Raw genomic sequence first — 23,664 nt, 5'->3', positions numbered from 1 at the left:
GCGACTGTGGACTGAGGCGGATCCTGGGCCGCGGAGCGCGGACGCGCCGGTCGGGTGCGGCGGTGTTGCCGAGGGAAACTGGGTCGGGGACCTCCGTAATCGCACAAGGCTCTTGATGGGTTTGACTGTCAGGGTTAACCTGACAGATGTCAGGGTAGTCCTGACGGGGCGACGGGAGAGTGCGATGGTGTCCACCGATGCGGTGCGGTGTTCGTTCTGTGGGAAACGGGAGGGGGAGACCGCGCAGATCGTTGCGGGCCCCGGGGTCTACATCTGTGACGAGTGCGTCGACCTGTGCGCCCTGGTGCTGGCCGGTAGGCCGACGCCGTCGTTCCCGCCGTTGGACGGGAAGAACGACGAGGAGCTGCTGGCCGACGTGGCGCGGATCGAGGCGTCCCGCGGCCAGGTCGACGTCGCGGTGCACGACCGGGTCCGGCGGCTGCGGGGGCGGTCGGTGACCTGGGCGCGGATCGGGGAGGCGTTGGGGATCAGTCGGCAGTCGGCGTGGGAGCGGTTCTCCGGCGAGGAGTAGCGGGAACGGGGCCGGGGCGCGCGGCCGGTCCGCGACGCCGCGGACCCGGCGACCGGCGGGACGTCAGGGGCCGGTCGGTGGGTCGGTGATCCGGGCCAGGCGGAGCACCACCTGCTCGACCCCGTCGGTCGGCGGCCAGGGAAAGTGTGGCAGATGGGCGCGCAGCACGACCTGGCCGTGCAGCGCGGTCCAGATCGCGACGGCGTCCGCGAACGGGTCGGTGCTCGCCGAACGGCCGGCGGCGACGCACCGGTTCAGATTGTCGACGAGGCGCTCGAAGCCGCCGAGGTCGGTCACGACGCGGTCGGCCGGCGCGTCGGGTTCCCCCGCGGCGTCCGCGTCTCCGTCGCCGGAGCCTGGCGCCAGGCCGTCACCGTCTTCCGAGCCTGGCGCGACGCCGTCTTTCCCGACAGGTCCGCCGTCGTCACCGGCTTCGGGGGCCGGCTCGGAGGCGGACTCGGCCTTCGGTCGGGCCCAGCCGAACAGCACCTGGTAGCGGGCAGCCTCCCGGGTTCCGAATCCGACATACGCCGCGCACCCGGCGACCAGGCTGGCCACCGGGTCGGCGTACTCGTCCGCCGCCGTGCGCACCGTCTCGCCGAGCTGCGCGAACGCCTCCTCGACCACCGCGGCGACGATCGCGTCCCGGTCGGGGAAGTGCGCGTAGATCGACGGGGCGGAGATGCCCACCTCGCGGGCCACCGAGCGCAGGGTCACCGCCTCGTCGGAACCGGTCCGCACGATGATCGCCGTGGCGCCGCGCAGGATCTCGCCCCGGAGCAGGTCGCCCTCGCCGCGCCGGTTGCGGTTGCGTCCCCGCGCCTCTTCGGTCTTCACCGCCATGACTTTACACGTGTTAGGCGAGATGCTAGCGTCCCCCGCATCGGTTAACAGTTGTAAAGTTACGAACGTTAGGAGATTGGCGTGCACGCCCACGAGGAAGCGGGACACCCCCGCCGCTGGCCAGCGCTGGCCGTACTCTGCACCTCCCTCATCGTCACGACCATCGACAACACCGTGCTCAACACGGCGCTGCCGGCCCTTGCCCGGGCGCTGCGGGCCTCCACTGCCGACCTGCAGTGGATCAACAACGCGTACACCCTGGTGTTCGCGTCGATGCTGATCGTCGCCGGCGGCCTGGGCGCCCGGTTCGGTCCCCGCCGCGCGCTCGTCGCGGGCCTGGTGGTCTTCGCCGCCGGGTCCGTCGCCGCGGCGACCGCGACGACCACGACCCAACTCATCGGGTACCGCGCGCTGATGGGCTTCGGCGCCGCCTTCGTCATGCCGGCGACGCTGTCCATGATCGTGGCGCTGTTCGGTCCCCGCGAGCGCCCGAAGGCCATCGCGGTGTGGTCGGCGACGGCCGGGATCGGCATCGTCGTCGGCCCCGTCCTCGGCGGGCTGCTCCTCGACCACTTCGCCTGGGGCAGCGTGTTCTGGGTGAACGTGCCCCTCGTCGGGGTCGCGCTCCTCGGCGCCCTGGCCCTGGTCCCCGCCCTGCCGGGGCGTCGCGGTGGCCGGTTCGACGTGCCGGGCCTGTTGCTGTCCGTCGCCGGCCTCGGGGCGCTCGTGGACGCGATCGTGCACGGCCCCGAACGCGGCTGGCTGTCGGCGCCCACCCTCGGCGAGGCCGCGCTGGCCGCGGTCCTGCTCGCGGCGTTCACGGTCTGGGAACTGTTCGCGAGCCAGCCGATGGTCGACATCCGCATGTTCGCGCACCGCGCGTTCAGCACCGCCAGCCTGGTACTCGCCGTCACGTTCTTCGCCCTGTTCGGCGCCCTGTTCGTCTACACCCAGTACCTCCAACTGGTGCACGGCTACAGCCCGTTGCAGGCAGGGCTCGGCGCGCTGCCGTTCGCGGTGGCGATGGCGGCGACGGCGGGGACCAGCAACCTGGTCGTGGCGCGGTTCGGCACCCGGTACACGATCACGGCCGGCCTGGCGGTGATGGCCCTCGGCCTCGGCGGCCTGTCGCTGACCACGGTGGACACCCCGTTCGCCCTGCTCGCCGTGACCATGGGGCTGACCGGCGCGGGCATGGGCCTGATCATGGCGCCGGCCAGCGAGTCGACCGTCGCGGCCCTGCCCAGGGAGAAGGCGCCTTCGGCCAGCGCCATCAACAGCGTGGTCCGCGAACTCGGCGGGGTACTGGGCATCGCCGTCGTCGGCAGCGTCGTCTCCGCCGGATACCGGTCCGGACTCGCCTCGGATCTGCCCGGGGCCCCGGCCCGCGCCGCCGACGACCTGACCTCGGCGCACATCGTCGCAGGGCACCTGCCCCCGGGGCGGTCCGCCGAACTGCTCACCGCCGCCGACCACGCGTTCACGGCGGCGATGGACAACGGTGCCCGGGTGTGCGCGGCGATCGCGCTGGTCGGGGCGGTGGCGGCCTACGTCTGGCTCCGGCAGCGCCCGGCCGGTGTCCCCGCGCCCGAGAAGGTGCTGACGGCCGCATCGTCGTAGCCGGCGGCGCGCGAACGGGGCCCGGCGGATCCGTCGGGCCCCCTTTTGCCGGGGAATCCGGTACTGGCGCAACAGAGCGGGTGACGTGGGCGGCGGTTGGTGGGACCCTGAAGGGGGTAGAGGACGCAATGTGAATCGGTTTCCGGGGTGTGGGGGAACAGCGATGCTCAATCAGGACGACAGGCGCCGGCTCGAGGCCATCGAGCGCCGGCTGGAGGCGGAGGATCCCCGGTTCGTCGCGCGGATGCGCCGGCCGCGGCCCCGCGCCTGGATCTGGATTCTCGTCGGGTACGTGGTGGCCAGCGTCGCGATCCCCACCCTGGGCCTGCGCGGGCACTGGCCCTCGGTCATGCCGGCGCTGCTGCTCGGCCTCCTCCTGGCGCTCGCCGCGTGGTGGGCCAGTCGGCGTCGGAAGGCCGTCGAGCGGCGGTAGTCGGGCTCAGCCCGTCGGGGTTTCGTCGGCGTCGAGCCGGGCCACGGCGGCGATGGCCGCCGCGCGGGCGGACTCCGGCGTCGGGTGCAGCGGGATCGCCAGGTGCATGCCACTGGTCACGATGATCTTCTGGACCCACGGCTGCGCCGCCGCCAGGCAGAGCGACCCGCCCAGCTCCCACAGGGACTTGGCCGCTCGCACCAGCACGCCCAGTCCGGTCGAGTCGCAGAACTGCACCCCGGACAGGTCGATCACCGTGGCCCGGCCCGGCGCGCCCGAGGCGAGGCCGATGAGTTCGCGTTCCTGGGCGCCGAGCATGGCCAGGTCCATCACGCCGGTGAGGGTGAGCACCCGGCACCCGTCGCGGTCGTCGAAGCCGATCGTGAGCCCTGTCTCGTCGATTCCCCACTGCGCCACCTCCCGACTCTATCGGCCGGCGGCGCTCCGGCAGGGATCCGGCCCGCCCGGGCCCGGCCGCCGCACCGGGAGGATCGGCCCGGTCGGGGCCTGGCCACCCGGCGGTGAGGCTCCCGCGATCCGCCGGGCCAGGGCCTGGCGACCCGTCCTGTCTGTCCCGGTCTGTCGGGGCGGTCACGCCCCGTTCGGTCCATAATGGATGAGATGTGGTCGACAGTGGACGGAATCTTTAGTTAAGACTCTTGACTGTTTCTTCGGGCAGGCCCTACGGTGACTCAGGCCGAGGACGCCGAGCACTGAGGGGACCGATCGTGACCGCACCGCTCACCCTGGCCCAGGAACGGCTCTGGTTCCTCGACCGGCTGGACCCGGGCGACCCCGCGTACACGATCAACCAGGTCAGTCGGGTGTACGGGCCCCTGGACCTCGACGCGCTGACCCGGGCGTTCACCGCGATCGTCGCCCGGCACGAGCCGTTGCGCACCACGTTCCCTGAGGTCGACGGCGAGCCGGTCCAGCGGGTGGCCGCACCGGGACCGGTCGAGGTCGAGCTGGTGGACGCGACGGAGGCCGAGGCGTACGCGCTGGCCGCCGCGCGCACCAACACGCGGTTCGACCTGGCCCGGGGGCCACTGTTCCGGGTCAGCGTGCTCCGGCTTGGGCCAGAGGAGCACGTGCTGTGCCTCGTCCTGCACCACATCGTGGCCGACGGCTGGTCGATGGGGGTGCTGCTGTCCGAGCTGGCGACCCTCTACGACGGGGGCGCCCCCGCCCCGCTGCCGACCACCTTCACCGACCACGCACGGGCCGAGCGGGCCCGCGACGACGGGCCGTCCTTCGGGTACTGGCGGGACCGGCTCGCCGATCCGCCCGTCCTCGACCTGCCCACCGACCTGCCCCGCCCGGCGGTGCGGTCCTCGCGGGGCGCGTTCGTGCACCGGACCATGCCGGCCGGCACGTTCGAGGCCGTCGGGCGGCTGGCCCGGCAGCGGCGGTGCACGCCGTTCGTGGTGCTGCTCGCCGCGTACCAGATCCTGTTGGCGCGGCACACCGGGCAGACCGACGTGTGCGTCGGCACGCCGGTGCTCGGCCGCGACGACGTGGACCTCGAGCCGCTGATCGGGTACTTCACGTCGGCCGTCGTCGTGCGCGCCGACCTGTCCGGCGACCCGACGTTCGTCGAGGTGCTGGCCGCGACCCGGTCGTCGTTCCTGGCGGCGATGGCCCATCCGGCGCTGCCGTTCGAACGCCTCGTGGCCGAGCCAGGCGTCGACCGGGACTCGAGCCGCACGCCGCTGTTCCAGACGATGTTCGGGTTCCACCGCACCGACCCCGACGTGGACGCCGCGTTGTTCGGCGGCCGGGCCGGCCCCGGCTTCCCCGGCGTGGACGGCGACCCCGGCGACCAGCACGTGAAGTTCGACCTGTCCCTCGACGTGTTCGTCAGCCCCGACCGCCTCGACGTCGGCTTCGCCTACAGCACCGACCTGTTCCGGTCGGAGACCGTCGCCGCGCTCGCCGACCGGTGGGCCACCCTGCTGGCCGGGATCCTCGCCGACCCGGCGTGCCGGATCTCCGCCCTGCCGATGGTGGGCGCGGCCGAGCGCGCCCGGCTGCTCTCCTGGGGCGAGGGCGAGGACCTGCCACCCTTGTCGGGGGTACCGGAGCAGGTGGCGCGGTCCGTGTCGGCCCACCCGGACCGCGCCGCCGTCCGGTGCGGGGCGATCACGTGGACGTACGCGCAACTGTCCGCCCTGGCCGACGCCCACGCCCGCGAGCTGCGCGCCGCCGGGGTGATCCCCGGCGACCTGGTGGCCGTGTGTCTGCCCCGGTCCGTCGAGCTCGTCGCGGCGCTGCTGGCCGCGTGGCGGTGCGGGGCCGGGTACGTGCCCCTCGATCCTGGGCACCCGGCCGACCGGCGCGCGGAGATCGTCGCCGACGCCGGAGTCGCCGCCCTGGTCACCGGCGACGGGGTGCGGCCCGTCGCCGGGCGGCGCGCGCGGCCGGGGGCGGCGTACGTGCTGCACACCTCCGGGTCCACCGGCCGGCCCAAGGGCGTCGTCGTCGGACACCCGGCCCTGGCCGCCCGCGTCGCGTGGATGGTCCCCGCCTACGGGCTCGGGCCGCACGACCGGGTGGTGCAGTTCGCCTCCGTCGCGTTCGACACGCACGCGGAGGAGATCTGGCCGACCCTCGTCGCCGGCGGGACCGTCGTCGTGCTGCCCGAGGGGCCGCGCACCCTGACCGACGCGCTGCCCGGACTCGCGGACACCACGGTGCTGGACCTGCCGACCGCGTACTGGCACGAACTCGTCGCGCACCTCGACGACGTCGCCTGGCCGGCGGCGTTGCGGCTGGTGATCCTCGGCGGGGAGCAGGTGGACGGGGCGGCGGTGGCGGCGTGGCTGGCGAGGTTCCCGGGGATCCGGCTGGTGAACACGTACGGCCCGACCGAGGCCACGGTCATCGCGACGTCCGCCGAGCTTTCCGCCGGTGGCGTGGGTGGCCGTCCGCCGATCGGGCGGCCGCTCGGCGGCACCCGGGTGCTGGTGCTCGACGCCGCCGGGCGGCTGACCCCGCCCGGGGTGCCGGGCGAACTGCACCTCGGCGGGGCGGGACTGGCCGACGGCTACCTCGACGATCCCGACCTCACGGCCGCGCGGTTCGTCGACATCGACGGCGAGCGGTACTACCGCACCGGCGACCGGGCCTTGTGGCGGCCCGACGGGCAACTGGAGTTCCGCGTCCGGCTCGACGACCAGGTGAAGGTCCGCGGGCACCGGGTCGAGCCGGGGGAGGTGGCGGCCAGGCTGCGCGAACACCCGGCCGTGGCCCAGGCGGCTGTCGTGGTCCGCGACGGCGCGCTCGTCGCCTACGTCGTGCAACCGCTCGGCGTGGGGGCCGTGACGGGAGAGGAGCTGCGGGAATTCGCCGGGCGGCTGTTGCCGGCGCATCTCGTGCCGTCGGCCGTGGTCGTCGTCGGGGCGCTGCCGCTGACTCCGGCAGGCAAGGTCGACGTCCGCGCCCTGCCGGCGCCGGCGCCCCGGCCGGCGGGCCGGACCCCGGCCGCCGGGACCGAGGAGCTGATCGCCGGGATCTGGGCCGACCTGCTCGGCGCGAGCGGGGTCGGGGCCGACGACGACTTCTTCGCCCTCGGCGGACACTCCCTGCACGCCGTGCGGGTCGTCGCCCGGTTGCGGGCCGCCGCCGGCAGGGAGGTGCCGATCCGGGAACTGTTCGCCCACCCCACGGTCGAGGGGCTGGCGCGGGTCGTGGACGGGCTGGCCGGTGGCGCGGAGCCGATTCCGGTCCGGCCGGCGGACGCCGAGCTGGTGCTGTCGTACGGGCAGGAGCGGTTGTGGTTCCTCGACCAGCTCGATCCGGGGGATCCGGCGTACACGATGTGCGCGGCGCGGCGGTGGCGCGGGCCGCTCGACGCCGACCTGCTGGACCGGGCGTTGACGGCGATCGTGGGCCGGCACGCGAGCCTGCGGACCCGGTTCGTGGCCGGCCCGGACGGGCCCCGGGCGATCGTCGACCCGCCCGCGCCGTTCCGCGCCGAACGAATCGACCTGACCGGACGGCTGACCGCCGACTGGCCCGATCCCGGCACCGGGGGGTTAGGAGCCGGTCGGGCAGCCGATCGGGAGGGGTGGGCGCGGGAGCTGGTGGCCGAGCGGACCAACGGGACGTTCGACCTGGCCAGTGGGCCGCTCCTGCGGGTGACCGTGCTGCGGCTCGCCGACGACGAGTACGTGCTGTGTCTCGTCGTGCATCACATCGTCGCCGACGGGGTGTCGGTGAACGTGTTCCTGGCGGAGCTGCTCGCCCAGCTCGGGGGGAGTGCGGCGGCCGGGGCGCTGGCGGTGCAGTACCCGGATTACGCGCACTGGCAGCGGGCACGGCCCGACGGCGCGGCACTGGCCTACTGGTCCGCCCAGCTCGCGGATCCGCCCGTGCTGGACCTGGCCACCGACCGGCCACGGACCACGGCTCCCGACTCGACCGGCGACGCCGTCGGGCTGCGCCTGCCGGCCGCGCTCGCCGCCGACCTGGAGGCCGTCGCCCGCGCCGAGGGCTGCACCCTGTTCATGCTGCTGCTCGCCGCGTGGCAGACGCTGCTGGCCCGGCACGCCGGCCAGGACGACATCTGCGTCGGCTCGCCGGTCGCCGGCCGTGACCGGGTCGAACTCGAACCGATGATCGGCTACCTGCTCAACACGCTGGTGCTGCGCGGGGACCTGTCCGGGGACCCGACGTTCCGCGAGCTGCTGGCCAGAACCCGGGCGGCCGTCCTGGACGCGTTCACCCACCAGGACATCCCGTTCGAGCGGCTCGCCGCCGGGCTGCGGCCCGACCGGGACCTGAGCCGGACTCCGCTGTTTCAGACCATGCTCGTGCTGCACAACCAGAATTCGGGGGTACCGGCGCAGCCGCCACCGGGGGTGCTCCTCGACGGCTTCGACACCGGGTACCGGGCCGTCAAGACCGACCTGGCGCTGGAGGCCTGGCGGGAACCGGACGCGTTGAACCTGAGCCTCGGCTACCGGGTGGACCTGTTCGACCCCGCCACGGCCGGCACCCTGGCCGCCCGCCTGGAGCGTCTCCTGGTGGCCGTGGCCTCCGATCCCGGGGTCCGACTGTCCACACTGGTCGGACCGACCGCGGTGGAACGGGCCTGGCTGACCACGGTCGGCACCGGCCCGCTGGTCTCCGGGGCGCGCACGGCGCTGGACCTGTTCGCCGAACGGGTCGCCGCCCGGCCGGACGCGCCGGCCGTGGTCGACGGCGGCCGGACCCTCAGCTACCGGGAACTGGACCGCCGGGCGGCCGGGCTGGCACGGGTGCTGGTGGCCGACGGCGTGCGCGCCGGCGCCGTCGTCGGGGTCTGTCTGGAGCGGTCCGCCGACCTGGTCGTGGCGCTCGTCGCGGTGTGGAAGGCCGGCGGCGGGTACCTGCCGCTGGATCCGGACTATCCGGCGGCCCGGCTGGAACACATGGTGACCGACAGCGGGGCGGCGCTGGTCGTCACCCACGAGCGGTGGCGCGCCCGCTTCCCCCGGACCGTCGTCGTCGAGGACGCCGTCTCCGGCCCGGCGGACGGCGGCGCATCGGGGCCTCTCGCCTATGTCATCTACACGTCCGGGTCGACCGGGCGGCCCAAGGGCGTCCTCGTCGGACACGCGGCCCTCGCCGCCCGGGTCGCCTGGATGGTCGAGGCGTACGCGCTGACCCCGGCCGACCGGATCCCGCAGTTCGCGTCGGTCGGCTTCGACACCCACGCCGAGGAGATCTGGCCGGCGCTCGCGGCCGGGGCGTGCCTGCTCGTCCTGCGCGGCGGCGGCACGGCGCTGCCGGAGCTGCTGGCCTCGCCGGCCGGGCGGGACGTGACGGTCCTGGACCTGCCGACGCCGTACTGGCACGAACTCGTCGCGGGACTCGACGCTGTGGACTGGCCGGCCGGCCTGCGGCTCGTCATCCTCGGGGCGGACGCGGTCCGGGGCGACGCGGTGGCGGTGTGGCGGCGACGGTTCCCCCAGGTGCGGCTGGTCAACACGTACGGGCCCACGGAGGCCACCGTCATCGCGACGGCCACGGACCTGACCGGCACGGCGACCGGCTCCGGCGGCCGGCCACCGATCGGCCGGCCGGTCGGTGGGACCACCGTGTCCGTGCGGGACGAGGCCGGGCGGCTGGCGGCCCCGGGCGTACCCGGGGAACTGGTCGTGGGGGGTGTCGGCCTCGCCGACGGGTACGTCGGTGCGCCCGAGCTGACCGCGCACCGGTTCGTCACCCTCGACGGCGAGCGGACGTACCGCACCGGGGACCGGGCCCGGTGGACCGGCGACGGCCAGCTCGAGTTCCTCGGCCGGCTCGACGACCAGGTGAAGGTCCGCGGCCACCGGATCGAACTCGGCGAGGTCGAGGCCCGGCTCCTCGGCCATCCGGGGGTGTCGGCGGCGGTGGCGGCCGTCCGGGACGGGGCGCTCGTCGGCTACGTCGTCGGCGACGTCGCGGACGCCGAGCTGCGCGCGCACCTGGCGGCCACGCTGCCCGGACACATGGTGCCCACGGCGTTCGTCGCCCTCGCCCGGTTGCCGCTGACCGGCAACGGCAAGCTGGACCGCCGCGCCCTGCCGGCCCCGGCCCCGCCGGCACCCGGCCGGGCGCCCGGGACGGCAGCCGAGGAGCTGGTCGCCAGCATCTGGGGCGAGGTGCTCGGGCTCGACGGCATCGGGGCCGACGACGACTTCTTCGCCCTCGGCGGGCACTCGCTGCTCGCCGTGCGGGTCGTCGCCCGGCTGCGGGCCGCCGAGCTGGACGTGACCGTCCGGACCCTGTTCGCGCACCCCACCGTCGCCGGTCTCGCCACAGTCGTCGAGGCCCTGATCGTCGCCCAGCTCGACGCGCTCTCCGACGAGGAGGCGGAGCTGCTGCTCCAGGGAGGACCGCATGTCTGAGGTGTCCGAGCTCTCGGCCGCGAAACGCGCGCTGCTGGAACGCCGCCTCCTGGGGGCACGCACGGCGACGGCGGATGCGGTCCCGCGCCGCGCGCCGGGTACGGCCCCGCCGCTGTCGTACGCGCAGGAGCGGGTGTGGTTCATGGAGCAGCTCGCGCCGGGCACGGCCGCGTACACGATTCCGGTGGTGCGACGGATCGTCGGGGCGTTGGACGTCGACGCGCTCGGGCGGGCGCTGGACGCGCTCGTCGCGCGGCACGAGGTGCTGCGGACCCGGTACCCGGCCACGGAGGACGGCCGGGCCGTCGCGCGCGTCGAGCCGGCCGGGCCGGTGGAGCTGCGCCGGGCGGTCGTGCGCGGAGACTCCACCGGGCCCGGGGCGGCCGGCGGGCCCCCGGTGGCCGGCGTGGGCGGCGTGGCCGGCCCGGGCGGGGACGTCGTGGAACTGGACGTTTTGATCGCCGGGGCCGCCACCGAGCCGTTCGACCTGGCCGACGGGCCGGTGCTGCGGGCACTGCTCGTCGAGGTCGGGCCGGACGAGCACGTGCTCGTGTTGACCGTGCACCACATCGCCTGCGACGGGTGGTCGGTGGACGTGCTCACGGCCGAGGTGTTCGCGGACTACGCGGCGTTCGCGGTCGGCGACCCGTCACCGGTGCCGGATCCCGCCGTGCAGTACGGCGACTACGCGGCATGGCAGCGCGGGACCGCCGACACCGAGGCCGGGGACCTCGACTACTGGCGGGCCCAGCTCACCGGCCTGGAGCCCCTCGCGCTGCCCACCGATCGCCCCCGGCCGGCCGAGCAGACCTTCGGCGGGGCCGCGCATGGCTTCCAGGTCGACGCCGACCTGACCGTCGCGCTCCGGGAACTCGGCCGGGCGCACGGCGCGACGCTGTACATGACGCTGCTCGCCGCGTGGGGGGCGCTGCTGGGCCGGTACGCCGGCTGCACCGACCTGGCCGTCGGTACCCCGGTCGCCGGGCGGTCGCACCGCGAGCTGGAGCCCCTCGTCGGGATGTTCGTCAACACCCTCACGATGCGCTGCGACCTGGCCGGGGAGCCGGACTTCGTCGCGCTGCTCGGGCGCGCGCGGGAGACGGCGCTGGACGCGTTCGCCCACCAGGGCCTGCCGTTCGAGCGTCTCGTCAGCGCTCTGCGGCTGCCCAGGGATCCGGCGCGGTCGCCGCTGTTCCAGGTCCTGTTCGCGGTGCAGAACTACGCCGACCCGGGCAGGCCGGCGGCTCCCGGCGGGCTGGCCGTCTCCGGGCACGGCTGGCGTGCCGTCGCCACCCGGGTCGACCTGGAGCTCTACGTCGCCGAGGAGGCCGAGGGCCTGGCGGTGTCCCTCACGTACAACGTGGACCTGTTCGACCCGGCGACGGTGGAGCGGATGGCGGGCCACTTCGACCGGCTGCTGCGGCTCGTCGTCGCCGACCCCACCGCCCCGGTCGCCCGCCTGGACCTGATGACCCCGGCGGAACGCACCCTGACCCTGGAGACGTTCAACGCGACGACGGTGCCGTTCCCGGACGCCGCCACCCTGCACGGGCTCATCGCCGCCCAGGTGGTGCGGACCCCGGACGCGGTGGCCGTGCAGTGCGAGGGCCGGACCCTCACGTATGCCGAACTCGACGCGTGGTCCAACCGGATCGCCCGTCGGTTGCGGCTGTTCGGCGTCGGGCCGGAGACCCTGGTCGGGGTGTGCGCCGAACGGTCCCTCGAACTGGTCGCCGGGCTGGTCGGGGTGCTCAAGTCCGGTGGCGCGTACGTGCCGCTGGATCCGGAGTACCCGCCGGAGCGGTTGGCGTTCATGCTGGCCGACGCGGCGGTTCCGGTGCTGCTGACCCAGCGCAAGGGCACCCTGACCGGCCCGACGACCCTGTACCTGGAGGATCTGGCCGTCGGGTCCCGCCGGGACGGGGCGGCGCTGCCCGACCTCGCCACGGCTGACACCGCCGCGTACTGCGTCTACACGTCCGGCTCGACGGGCCGGCCCAAGGGGGTCGTGAACACCCACCGGGGCATCGTCAACCGGCTCGACTGGATCCAGCGGACCTACCCGCTCGACGGCTCCGACGCGGTGCTGCAGAAGACCCCGGCGAGTTTCGACGTGTCGGTGTGGGAGTTCTTCTGGCCGCTGGTCAGCGGGGCGCGGCTCGTGCTGGCCCGGCCCGGCGGGCACCGCGACCCCGAGTACCTCCGGGAACTGATCTCCTCAGCGGGCGTCACGGTCACGCACTTCGTGCCGTCGATGCTGGCCCTGTTCCTGGACGCCGTCGAGGTCGCCGAGACCCGCGCGGACACCGGAAAGCTGCGCCGGATCATCTGCAGCGGCGAGGAACTGCCCGTCGACCTCGCCCGGCGCTGCCTGGCGACCCTGCCGGCCGAGCTGCACAACCTCTACGGCCCCACCGAGGCGTCGGTGGAGGTCACGGCCTGGCGGTGTACGCGTGAGGCCCTGGCCGGCCTGTCCCGGGTGCCGATCGGAGGACCGATCCAGAACATCCGGGTGTACGTCCTCGACGCGCACGGCGACCCGGCCCCGATCGGCGTCCCCGGCGAGCTGCACCTGGCCGGCGTCGGCCTCGCCCGGGGCTACTGGAACCGCCCCGAACTGACCGCCGAACGGTTCGTCGACAGCCCGTTCGGCCGGTTGTACCGCACCGGTGACCTGGCCGCGTGGCGCCCCGACGGCACCGTGGACTTCCTCGGCCGGATCGACGACCAGGTCAAGCTGCGCGGCATGCGGATCGAACTCGGCGAGGTCGAGGCGGCCCTGCGCGCGCTGCCCGGGGTGCGCGACGCGGCGGCCGGGGTGCGCGACGACCGGCTCGTCGCGTGGATCGTGGGCGACGCCACCGGCCCGGAACTGCGGGCCGCCCTGAAGAGCCGCCTACCGGACCAGTTGGTGCCGGGCGCGTACGTACCCGTCGAAGCTCTGCCGCTCTCACCGAGCGGGAAGCTCGACCGGTCCCGGCTGCCGGCCCCGGTCACCGGCCGGGACGCGGCGAGCGTGTTCACCGCACCGCGCACCCCCACCGAGACCCTGATCGCCGGCATCTGGGCGGCCATCCTCCGGCTCGACAAGGTCGGCGTCGACGACGACTTCTTCGACCTCGGCGGGCACTCGCTGCTCGCCACCCAGGTCGTCGCCCGGCTCCGCAAGGAGGTCGGCGCGGGCGTGTCCGTGATGGACCTGTTCCGGTACCGCACGATCGCCGACCTGGCCGGCTACGTGGACGTCCCGCCCGACGAACGCGGCCCCCGCCAGCTGCTGCACGAACTCACCCGCCCGATGAGGGCCCCGCAGCTCACCTACGTCTGCGTCCCGTACGGCGGCGGCAGCGCCGTCGTCTACCAGCCCCTCGCCGACGCCCTGCCCCCCGGCCACCGGCTGTTCTCCATCGCCATCCCCGGCCACGACGTGGGCCTCGACGAGCAGGCGGTCCCGTTCGCCGACCTCGCGGCCCGGTGCGTCGCCGAGATCCAGGACCGGGTCACCGGCCCCGTGGTGCTGTACGGGCACTGCGGGGTCGGCTCCGCGCTGACCGTCGAGATCGCCCGCCGCCTGGAGGCCGCCGGACGCGACCTCGACGCCGTCTACATCGGGGCGATCTTCCCGTTCGCCCGGCCGAAGGGGCTGATGAGCAGGCTGTCGGCGATCGCGCAACTCGAGGGGCTGCGCTCCGACCAGGGCGACATCAACTGGCTGACGTCCCTCGGCGTGGACATGGGCGACATCGAACCGGCCCAGGCCCGCCAGATCATCGCCAACATGCGCCGCGACTCCCGCAACGCCGAGGCGTACTTCACCGGGCTGTTCGGCGACGAGGCGTTCCGGCTGCGCGCCCCGATCGTGTCGGTGGCCGGCGAACGCGACCCGGCCACCGACTACTACCAGGAACGCTTCCGCGAGTGGCACTTCCTCACCGACGACGCGGCGCTCGTGGTGCTGGAGGAGGCCGGGCACTTCTTCCTGAAGTACCGGGCCGCCGAACTCGCCGAGATCGTCACCACCGCGCACCTCGACCTGCCGCTCACCCGGGCGGACCGGGGCGAGGAGGCCGGCTGGTGGCGGGAGGACAGGTCGCACTCCACGTCGGCCGTCGTACCCGTCGGGCCGCAGCCCAGCATGCGCCGGTTCCTGATGATCGCGATCGGCCAGCTGGCCTCGATCCTCGGCTCGGCGCTCACCGAGTTCGCCGTGCCGATCTGGATCCTGCAGAAGACCGGGTCGCTCGGGCAGTTCACCCTGTTCGCCGCGCTCGGCCTCATCCCGGGGCTGCTCGTCGCCCCGGTCGCCGGCGCGGTGGTCGACCGGATCAGCCGGCGGAAGGTCATGCTGCTCGGCGACTGCGCGGCCGGCGGCATCCAACTGCTGCTCGGCGTGCTGGTGTGGACCGGCGGCCTGCAGGTCTGGCACCTGTACGCGCTCATCGTCTGCCTGTCGGTGTCGTTGACGTTCCAGCGGCTCGCGTACGGGTCGGCCACCGCGCAACTGGTGCCCAAGCAGTACCTGGGGCACGCCAACGGGGTGCTGCAGATGTTCGGCGGGGTGTCGGCGGTGCTCGTACCCCTCTGCGCAGCGGGGTTGATGGCCTGGATCGGCCTCGGCGGCATCCTGGTCTTCGACGTCGCGAGCTACGCGTTCGCCATCGTCGTCGTGTCCTGCGTCCGGTTCCCGCGCACCATGGCCTGGAGCCGGCGGGAGTCCCTCGGACAGGAGATCATGGGCGGCCTGCGGTACTCCTGGGGCCAGCGCGGCTTCCGCGCCATCCTCGGCTTCTTCGCGCTGCTCAACATCGTGCTCGCCCCGCTGTTCATCATGGTCACCCCGCTGGTGCTGTCCTTCGGCGACCTCGTCGACGTGTCGCACGTGGCGGTCGCTTCCGGGGCAGGGGCGTTCCTCGGCGGCCTGGTGATGACCGCCTGGGGCGGGCCCCGGCACCGCAGGGTCGCCACGATGCTGCTGTGCGCACTGGGCCTGGCCGTGTTCGGCGCGGTCACCGGCCTGCACCCGACCGTGTGGGTGATCGCCGTCGGCGGGTTCGGCATGAGCATGTGGATCACCATGGTGAACGGGATCTACGCCACGGTCGTGCTGGTCAAGGTGCCGCAGCGCTTCCACGGCCGGGTGTTCGCCCTCAACACCGTCATCGCCTGGTCGACGCTGCCGGTCGGCTGGCTGCTGGTCGCGCCCTACACGAGCAGGTTCCTGGAGCCGCTGATGGCCCCGGACGGCGCGCTGGCGTCCACTGTCGGCGCGGTGATCGGCGTCGGACCCGGCCGGGGCATCGCCCTGATGTACCCGCTGTTCGCCGTCGTCATCGCCGCCCACGTCCTGGTGTCCCGCCGGCTCGGCGCGCTCGCCCGGTTCGACGACGAGGTGCCCGACGCCCGACCCGACGACCTGGTCGGATTCGAGGCCCGGCAGCGCAGGCTCGCGGAGCGACACCGATGACGACCATTCCGGGGGTACTGGCCGCCCGCGCCGCCGAGCGCCCCGACAAGGTGGCCATCCGGCACGGCGCGCGCACCCTGACGTTCGCCGACTGGGCGGTCCGGTCCGGGGCGGTCGCGCGGGCGCTGGTCGAGCGGGGCCTGGCGCCCGGCCAGCGGGTCGTGCTGCCGTTCGCCGGCGGCGAGTGGATCGACTACGCCGTCGCGTACTGCGGGGTGCTCGCCGCCCGCGGGGTCGCGGTGCCGGTGTCTGACCGGATCGGGCGGGCCGAGATCCGGCACGTGCTGGAGCACAGCGGGGCGGCGGCGGTCGTGCACGGCCGGGAACTCGCTCCACCGGAGGGGGTGCATTGGGCGCTGCCGTTCGAGGGTCTGGACGCCGGGCCGACCGCGCCGCTGGCCCCCGGCCCGACCGGGGATCTCGCGCAGTTGCTGTACACCTCCGGCACCACGGGCCGGCCCAAAGCCGTCGCGGCCAGCCACGCCAACCTGACCCTGGGCTTCGCCACCGACCCCCGCCGCCGCCCGCTCGGCCACTCCGAGCACTTCCTGCACGCCTTCCCGATCGGCACCAACGCCGGGCAGGCCATGCTGCTCAACGCCCTCAACGCGCACCCGACGGCCCTGGTGCTCGGCCGGTTCACCCCGGGCCGTTTCGCCCGCCTGATCGCCGAGTACGAGGTCGGCTCCGTGTTCGTCGTCCCGGCGATGGCCATCGAACTCCTGTCGGCCCGCGCCCACGAACGCCACGACCTGTCCTGCGTCCTGCTCCTCGGCTCCACCGCAGCCGCCCTTCCGCCCGCTGTGGCCAGGGAACTCTCCGAGGCGCTGCCCAACGCGACGATCGTCAACTACTACACCTCCACCGAGGCGGCCCCCGCCCAGACCACCATGGTCTTCGACCCCACCCGGCCCGCCTCCCTCGGTCGGGCCGCCGCCGGGGACCTGCGGATCGCCGACCCCGACGGCACGCCCCTGCCGGCCGGCCAGGTCGGCGAGGTGTGGCTGCGCTCGCCCGTGCCGCGCGCCTACTTCGGCGACCCGGCTGCGAGCGGGGACGTGTTCCGATCCGGCTGGGTCCGGATGGGCGACCTCGGCTACCTCGACCCCGACGGGTACCTGCACCTCGTCGACAGGGACTCCGACGTCGTGAAGTCCGGGGCGTTCAAGGTGTCCACGCTGCAGGTGGAGGCCGCGTTGCACGAGCACCCGGACGTGGTCGAGGCCGCGGTGTTCGGGGTGGACCATCCGGTGCTCGGCATGGTGCTCGCCGCGGCCGTCGTACCCCGAAAAGGGTCCGGCCCGAACGCCCACGGCCCGGCGGAGCTCACGCTCCGGGCGGTGCGCGGGTTCCTTGCCGACCACCTCGCCGAGCACGAGCTGCCGACCCGCCTGCTCGTGCTCGACGCCCTGCCGCGCAACGCCGGCGGCAAGGTTCTCAAGCGGGAACTCCGCACCCTGCTACCGGAACGGGAGCCCCGACGTTGACGACGCCCACCGCCGCCCAGCACGGCCTCTGGATCACCGAACGCGCCGGGTACGGCGGCCCGGCGCACCACCTGGCCCTGACCATCCGCTTCGACGGCGTCCTCGACCCGGACGCGATGCTCGGGGCGTGCCGGGACGCGGTCGCCGCGCACCCGGCGCTGGGCCTGGCCCTGCGCGACCACGACGGGGAGCCTCTGCTGGTCCCCGCGCTCGTCCCGCCGGACGTGACGCTGCTCGCCGGGGCGGACCCGGCCGCGGTCGTGGCCGCCGAGATCCGCCGGCCCTTCGACCTCGAATCCGGGCCCCTGGCCAGGTTCACCCTGGTCGTGGCCCCCGACCACCACCTCCTGGTCGTCGTGGTCCACCACGTGGTGTTCGACGGCCACTCGAAGGACCTGCTGGCCGCGACCCTCGCCTCGTCCTACGCCCACCGCACCGGCGCGGGGCCGCAGCCCGGTGACTCGCCACGGTCAGACCTCGGGCATGCGGGGGTTTCCGGGCGTCAGGTGGCGGCGGCCCGGGAGTTCTGGGCCGGGCGGTGGCGCGAACCCGCCGGCGTCGTCCTGCCCGGCGTGCCGCCCGCCGCGGCCGGAACGGGTCCGCGGGAGGGCGGGGCCCTGGACGTGCCGATCAGCGCGGACCTCGACCACGCCCTCGCCGGGACGGCCCGCACCCTCGGCGTCACCCGGTTCGAGGTGCTGTTGGGCGCGGTGCGCGCGCTCCTCGCCCGGTACGGCAACCCGGCCCCGACCGTCGCCGTCGACCTGTCCACCCGCACGCCGGAGCAACGCGACCAGATCGGCCTGTACGTCAACGAGCTGCCCGTGACCGCCCCGGCCGCCGCGACGGACTCCTTCGCCGACGTCGTCACGACCGGCCGGGCGGCGCTGCGGGCGCTCTACCCGCACCGCACCGTGCCCCTCGCCCGGGCGGTCGGCCGGCTCGCGCCCCGGGCGGCGATGGCCCCGGTCTCGGTCAGCTACCGTGCGGCGCCCGCGGACCCGGAGTTCCCCGGCGTCGTCCGGGCCACAGTGGACCGGATGGTGTTCTGCGGCGCGGCCCGCAACCCCCTGCACCTGCAGATCCTCGACCACCACCCCGGACTGTCCGTGAGCCTGCGCCACGACCCCGCCGTCCTGGACGGCGCAGCGGCGGCCGGGATCGCCGCGGACCTGCGCACCCTGCTCATGGCGGCCGTGGCGGACCCGACCGTCGCCGTCGCGGACCTGCCGCTGGCCACCACACCCGTCACTGCACGGTCGACCGACGCCCCGCTCGCCGGCCCGTCCCCTGGGGAGCACGGCCCGTCCGTCGACCTGCCGTACGACACGGTGCTCGACGCCTTCGACAAACAGCTCGCGGCCAGCCCCGACGCGCCGGCCGCGTCCTGCGGAGAACACCGGTTCAGCTACGCCGGACTGGACGCCGCCAGCCGCGACCTCGGCCGCAGGCTCCGCACGGCCGGCATGCGGACCGGCACCCTGGTCGCGATCCGGCTGCCCCGCTCCGTGGACCTGCTCGTCGCGGTGCTCGCGGTGTGGCGGGCCGGCGGCGCGTACGTCCCGGTCGACCCCGGCTACCCGGCCGAACGCCAGGCCCTGATCCTCGCCGACTGCGGCGCACCGGTCCTCCTGACCTCCCGTGACCTCGCCCCGACGGTGGCGCAACCCGAAGCCACCCACCCGGTCACGGTGCTCGTCGAGGACTTCGCCAGCCCCGACCTCGACAATGCGGCCGATGTCGACGGACCAGCGGACTCCGCCGGACCGTCCTCGGAGGCGCCCGCTGTCATTCCGGGGCCCGACGACGTGGCCTACGTTCTGTACACCTCGGGCTCCACCGGCCGCCCCAAGGGCGTCGTGATCGAGCACCGCGCCCTGGCCAACCTCCTGGCGGCCATGCGCACCACTGTCACCGGCGACACCTGGCTGGCCTGGACGTCGCTGTCCTTCGACATCTCGATCCTGGAACTCCTCTGTCCCCTCGTCGGCGGCGACCGGGTCGTTCTCGTGCCGGAGGGCGACGCCCGCGACGGCGCGGCGGTCGTCCGCCTGATCGGCGACGAGCGGGTCACGGTCGCCCAGGCCACCCCGTCCGGCTGGCGCATGCTCCTCGACGCCGGCCTCGGCGAAACCGACCCCGGCACGACCGACCCGATCGACGCCGCGCCGGGGGGTGCGACCCTGGTCGCCCTGTGTGGCGGCGAGGCGCTCCCGTCGGCTCTGGCCCGGGAGCTGAGGCCCCGTGTGCGCCGACTCCTCAACGTGTACGGACCGACGGAGACGACCGTGTGGTCGACTCTCGCGGAGGTCGACGATCCCGGGGACGTCACGATCGGTACCCCGATCGCGAACACCACGGTTCAGCTGCTCGACGAGGAACGCCGGCCGGTGCCCGACGGTACCCCCGGAGAGGTGTGGATCGGCGGCACCGGCCTGGCGCGCGGCTACCACCGGCGCCCCGACCTGACCGCCGAACGTTTCGCGACGGTGGGAGGCGCGCGGCTGTACCGCACCGGCGACCTCGCCCGGCGTCGCCCCGACGGGAACCTCGTGTTCCTCGGCCGCCTCGACGACCAGATCAAACTGCGCGGCCACCGGATCGAACCCGGCGAGGTCGAGGCGTGCCTCCTCGGCTGTCCCGGGGTGACCGGCGCGGCGGTGGCGGTCCGCGGCGACACGCTCGTCGGCTACACGGTGGGGGCCGCCACGGCCGAGGAGCTGCGGACCCGGCTGTCCGGGGTACTGCCGGCGCCGATGGTGCCGGGCGTGTTCGTCGCGCTGCCGGCCCTGCCGTTGACCCCGAACGGCAAACTCGACCGCGCGGCGCTCCCGGCCCCGCCCCGCGTCGCCACGGCCGCGCCCCGCACGGCCTTGGTGCCACCCGACACCTCCGGAGTGGCGTCCGTGCTGGACACCGTGCGCGCCATCTGGCAGGAGGTGCTGCGCGTCGGCGACATCGGCTCCGACGAGGACCTGTTCGATCTCGGTGGCCACTCCCTGACCATCACCCAGATCTCCGCCCGGATCCGCAAACGGCTGGGCGCCGACGTCGCCCTCGACGTCTTCTACGACACCCCCACCATCGCCGGGGTGGTCGCGGCCATCGAACGGAAGGACCCCCGATGACGGTACGAGACGAGCTCGCCGCCCTGGTCAGCGCAGCCAGCGACGGCGAGGTCAGCCGGGCGGAGGTACTGGCCGCCGACAGTCTGCCGGACATCGGCGTGACGTCCCTGACCATTCTCCGCCTCGTGGACGCCGTGGAGGACCGCTACGGCCTGGCCCTCGACCTCGACGCGGACGCGACGTTCCTGCACACCCTCGACGGACTCGTCGAGCACGTGACCGCCCGGGCGGACCAGCGGTGACCAGGGTGACGTTCCAGGGCGGGCGCGCGGGCGACGCCCCGCTCACCTGGGGCCAGCGGGCGATCTGGAACGCCATCATGCGCACCGTCCCCGGGGACCACTTCTTCAACTTCGGCCGGATCCTGCGGCTGCGCACGCCGGTACCCGTCGAACGGGCGCGCCGGGCGGTCGCCGACCTCGTGGCCCGGCACGAGTCCCTGCGCACCGTGTTCCCGGTGTCCGACGGCGAACCGCGCCAGCGGATCAGCGCCGCAGGGGAGCTGGACGTGCTGGAACTGGCCGACTCCGAGAACCCGGAGGCGGTCCGCGACCGGCTGGAGGCCGACACGTTCGACTATCCGGCCGAGTGGCCGGTGCGGGTGGCGTTGCTGGTCGGCGACGGGCTCGTCAGTACCGTGATAGTCGTCTTCTGCCACCTCGCCGCGGACGGCAATGGCGCGGACGTGGTCGTGCGCGACCTGCGGCTGCTCCTGCTGCGCGGCGTCCTGCACACCCCGCCCGGCCGCCAGCCCTACGACCTCGCCGGCCACCAGTTGTCCCCGGCGGGCCGGCGGGCGGGCCGCGCCGCCCTGAGCCACTGGACGACGGGCCTGCGCCGCGTGCCGCCGACGATGTTCGCCGAGCGCCGCGCCGCACCGCGCGAGCAGCCGTACTGGTGCGCCCTGCTCACCTCCCGGGCCGCCGACCACGCGGCCCGGCTGCTGGCCACGCGGCACGGCGCGAGCAGCTCCACTGTGCTGATGACGGCCGCGGCGGCCCTGGTCGGGGCGGTCACCGGCCAGCGGGTGTGCGCGATGATGCCGATCGTCAACAACCGGTTCGCCGCCGCCGACCGCGACATGGTCACCACCCTCGCCCAGGACGGCCTGTTCGTCCTGGACCTGGAGGCGGCGACGTTCGGCGAGCTGCTGCGCCCCGGCTGGCAGGCGGCCTTGTCGGCGTTCCGGCACGCCAGCTACGACCAGGTGGCCCTCGACGCGGCCGTCGCGGGGATCGGCGTGGAACGGGGCGAGCCCGTGCATCCGTACTGCTGCTTCAACGACGTGCGCTTCGCCGACCTGGCCGGGTTCTCCGGGCCGCCGCCGGGGGAGGACCTGGTCCGCGCGGCGATGGCGGAGACGACGGTGGTCTGGTCGAAGCGGCTCGATCAGCTGGCGTGCCGGTTCTGCCTGCACGTGGAGGGGGAGCCGGGGCGGTTGGGAGTGTCGTTGACCGGGGACACGGCGTACCTGCCGCCGGAGCTGATCGAGCGGTTCCTGTGGGCGCTGGAGCGGCTACTGGTGGAGGCGGCGTTCCGGGACGTGCCGATGGCGGAGCTTCCCGCTCTGCTGTCGCACGCCGTCGCCCGGGACGGCAGGGCGGTCAGGACGTAGCGCGCATCCGGTTGTTGCGGGCCTCGTGGGTGACCTCGGCGAGGCCCAACGCCTCCAACAGCGGCGGCAGGTACACCCCGAACCGGCCCCGCAGCCCCTTCTTCAGCCCGTACCAGCCGCCGACCGGGTTGTCGGCCGAGCGGCCCCACGCCTCGACCGTGCCTTCGGGCGCGTCCTTCTGCTCGTCGGTGCCGCCGAGGTCCATCCAGTCCCCGTGCGCCACGAGCATGGCGTGCAGGTCCTCGACGGCCCGCAGGTGGTAGCGCAGCTGGGTGCCGCCGACCTGGCAGACGAGGGCCGGCGGGTCGGCCGCCTCGTCGCGCCACATCTCGTAGCCGGCCTTGCCCGGCGGGGTGGTCAGCTGCCACGGATCGTCCCGGGTACCAGATCCCATGCCGCCCAATCTAGTCCCGCCCGGCCGCGCCTGCCGTCGAACGGGCGAACGTCGCCGGTCCGCCCGTTCCGGCCTGCCGCGCCGGGACCGCGTGGCAGGCTCGGAGGGGGAGGAGGGCGCCCGTGACCGCACGTGATCCGGTGGCCGACCTGCTCGCGATCGCCTTCGCGCTGGAACGGGCCGGCGAGGCCAGCTATCGGGTGAAGGCGTTCCGCCGGGCCGCGGACGTCGTCGCCGACCTCGCCGGGGACGAGCTGTCCCGCCGCGCGCTGGACGGCACCCTCACCAAGGTCCCCGGGATCGGCGAGGTGACCGCCCGGTGCGTGGCCGAGTCCCTCGCCGGTGAGGAACCCGTCTACCTGCGCCGGATGCTCGCCACGGCCGACACGCCGGTCGACGCGGCCACCGAGGCGCTCGTCGCCGCGCTGCGCGGGGACTGCCACAGCCATTCGGACTGGTCGGACGGTGGTTCCCCGATCGCGGACATGGTGGCGGCGGCGATCGCGCTGGGCCGGGAGTACCTGGTGGTCACCGACCACTCGCCGCGGTTGACGGTCGCGCGCGGTCTGTCGGCGGACCGGCTCGCCGCCCAGCTCGACGCGATCGCCGCGCTGAACGCCACGGTGCCGCCCGGCTTCCGGGTGCTCACCGGGATCGAGGTCGACATCCTCGCCGACGGTTCCCTCGACCAGTCCGACGAACTCCTCGGCCGGCTCGACGTCGTGGTCGCCAGTCTGCACAGCGGACTGCGCGACCCGTCGGAGGTGCTCACGCCCCGGATGCTGGCGGCGGTGGCGAACCCGCACGTCGACATCCTCGGGCACTGCACCGGTCGGATCGTGCGGGCCGGCGGGGTCCGGGCCGGCGGGCGGACCCGGCCGCCGAGCGAGTTCGACGCCCCGGCGGTGTTCGCGGCCTGCGCCGAGCACGGCGTGGCTGTCGAGATCAACTCCCGGCCGGACCGGCTGGATCCGCCCAAGCGCCTGCTGCGGCTGGCCGTGGAGGCAGGCTGCCAGTTCGCCGTGAACTCCGACGCGCACGCCCCGGGCCAGTTGGACTGGCTGCGGTTCGGCTGCGAGCGGGCGGCTCGCTGCGGGGTGCCCGCCGATCGGATCGTGAACACCTGGCCGGTCGAGGCCCTGCTGGCCTGGGCCTGACCTCGCACGCCTGCGACGCCTTCCTCGCACGGACCTGACCTGCTCCGCTGTGTCCGCCGACACCCTTGATCACAAGTAGCTTAGGGCTAAGCTAATCACCGTCAAGCAACATG

12 protein-coding genes and 1 pseudogene are annotated in these 23,664 nt (G+C 74.3%); 10 read left to right on the top strand and 3 right to left on the bottom strand.

The genetic code is table 11. The features are described 5' to 3' along the window. Positions 1-184: 184 nt before the first annotated feature. A pseudogene (locus IW245_RS42690) lies at positions 185-298 on the top strand (ClpX C4-type zinc finger protein); the annotation flags it as partial. A 297-nt stretch (positions 299-595) separates the two neighbouring features. Here the strand turns inward: IW245_RS42690 and IW245_RS15015 are convergent. Further along, positions 596-1,369: a TetR/AcrR family transcriptional regulator gene (locus tag IW245_RS15015; RefSeq protein ID WP_197003792.1), complete on the bottom strand. Its 774-nt coding sequence runs from the start codon at positions 1,367-1,369 to the stop codon at positions 596-598. Positions 1,370-1,456: 87 nt separating this feature from the next. Between IW245_RS15015 and IW245_RS15010 the strand changes: the two genes are divergently transcribed. Both IW245_RS15010 and IW245_RS15005 read left to right on the top strand, forming a co-directional pair. Next, entirely contained in the window at positions 1,457-2,995 is a 1,539-nt protein-coding gene (locus tag IW245_RS15010; RefSeq protein ID WP_197003791.1) for an MFS transporter, read from the top strand. A gap of 163 nt (positions 2,996-3,158) precedes the next feature. Next, positions 3,159-3,428, top strand: coding sequence for a DUF3040 domain-containing protein (locus tag IW245_RS15005; RefSeq protein ID WP_197003790.1), 270 nt, complete (start codon positions 3,159-3,161; stop codon positions 3,426-3,428). A gap of 6 nt (positions 3,429-3,434) precedes the next feature. Here IW245_RS15005 and IW245_RS15000 read toward each other — a convergent pair whose 3' ends face one another. Continuing rightward, positions 3,435-3,845, bottom strand: a complete 411-nt coding sequence (locus IW245_RS15000) for an STAS domain-containing protein (RefSeq protein ID WP_197003789.1) — start codon at positions 3,843-3,845, stop codon at positions 3,435-3,437. A gap of 311 nt (positions 3,846-4,156) precedes the next feature. Here IW245_RS15000 and IW245_RS14995 point away from each other — a divergent pair, with 311 nt between their 5' ends. The 6 genes from IW245_RS14995 to IW245_RS14970 are packed head-to-tail and all read left to right on the top strand — an operon-like array spanning position 4,157 to position 22,000. Beyond that, complete coding sequence (locus tag IW245_RS14995) at positions 4,157-10,306, top strand: non-ribosomal peptide synthetase (protein ID WP_197003788.1); 6,150 nt, start codon at positions 4,157-4,159, stop codon at positions 10,304-10,306. Next, complete coding sequence (locus IW245_RS14990) at positions 10,299-15,770, top strand: non-ribosomal peptide synthetase/MFS transporter (RefSeq protein ID WP_197003787.1); 5,472 nt, start codon at positions 10,299-10,301, stop codon at positions 15,768-15,770. The genes IW245_RS14995 and IW245_RS14990 overlap by 8 nt, the downstream gene beginning before the upstream one ends. Continuing rightward, positions 15,767-17,257 carry a class I adenylate-forming enzyme family protein gene (locus IW245_RS14985; RefSeq protein ID WP_231398807.1) on the top strand — a complete coding sequence of 497 codons (1,491 nt, stop codon included), beginning with the start codon at positions 15,767-15,769 and terminating at the stop codon, positions 17,255-17,257. Before IW245_RS14990 ends, IW245_RS14985 begins: the two co-directional genes overlap by 4 nt. Next, entirely contained in the window at positions 17,254-20,385 is a 3,132-nt protein-coding gene (locus IW245_RS14980; protein ID WP_197003786.1) for a non-ribosomal peptide synthetase, read from the top strand. The genes IW245_RS14985 and IW245_RS14980 overlap by 4 nt, the downstream gene beginning before the upstream one ends. Next, a complete protein-coding gene (locus IW245_RS14975; protein ID WP_197003785.1) occupies positions 20,382-20,627 on the top strand; it encodes a phosphopantetheine-binding protein in 246 nt (81 codons plus the stop codon). The genes IW245_RS14980 and IW245_RS14975 overlap by 4 nt, the downstream gene beginning before the upstream one ends. Further along, positions 20,624-22,000: a condensation domain-containing protein gene (locus tag IW245_RS14970; protein ID WP_197003784.1), complete on the top strand. Its 1,377-nt coding sequence runs from the start codon at positions 20,624-20,626 to the stop codon at positions 21,998-22,000. Before IW245_RS14975 ends, IW245_RS14970 begins: the two co-directional genes overlap by 4 nt. Here IW245_RS14970 and IW245_RS14965 read toward each other — a convergent pair. After that, positions 21,990-22,394, bottom strand: coding sequence for a DUF6855 family protein (locus IW245_RS14965; protein WP_197003783.1), 405 nt, complete (start codon positions 22,392-22,394; stop codon positions 21,990-21,992). The genes IW245_RS14970 and IW245_RS14965 overlap by 11 nt on opposite strands. 122 nt (positions 22,395-22,516) lie before the next feature. On the opposite strand from IW245_RS14965, the gene IW245_RS14960 reads away from it, so the two are divergent. Then, positions 22,517-23,551 (top strand): PHP domain-containing protein, encoded by a 1,035-nt coding sequence (locus IW245_RS14960; RefSeq protein WP_197003782.1) that lies wholly within the window; start codon positions 22,517-22,519, stop codon positions 23,549-23,551. The last annotated feature ends 113 nt before the right edge of the window (positions 23,552-23,664 follow it).

The sequence above is a fragment of the Longispora fulva genome (assembly GCF_015751905.1).
GTDB lineage: Bacteria > Actinomycetota > Actinomycetes > Mycobacteriales > Micromonosporaceae > Longispora > Longispora fulva.
Note: the sequence above shows the minus strand (reverse complement) of the source record. Positions and strands in the feature narration are given on the sequence as shown.

What these genes read in the sequence shown, in the direction of transcription:
- IW245_RS14965 (WP_197003783.1), bottom strand. Translation starts at nt 22,394, where the DNA reads ATGGGATCTGGTACCCGGGACGATCCGTGGCAGCTGACCACCCCGCCG.
- IW245_RS14990 (WP_197003787.1), top strand. Translation starts at nt 10,299, where the DNA reads ATGTCTGAGGTGTCCGAGCTCTCGGCCGCGAAACGCGCGCTGCTGGAA.
- IW245_RS14985 (WP_231398807.1), top strand. Translation starts at nt 15,767, where the DNA reads ATGACGACCATTCCGGGGGTACTGGCCGCCCGCGCCGCCGAGCGCCCC.
- IW245_RS14975 (WP_197003785.1), top strand. Translation starts at nt 20,382, where the DNA reads ATGACGGTACGAGACGAGCTCGCCGCCCTGGTCAGCGCAGCCAGCGAC.
- IW245_RS15005 (WP_197003790.1), top strand. Translation starts at nt 3,159, where the DNA reads ATGCTCAATCAGGACGACAGGCGCCGGCTCGAGGCCATCGAGCGCCGG.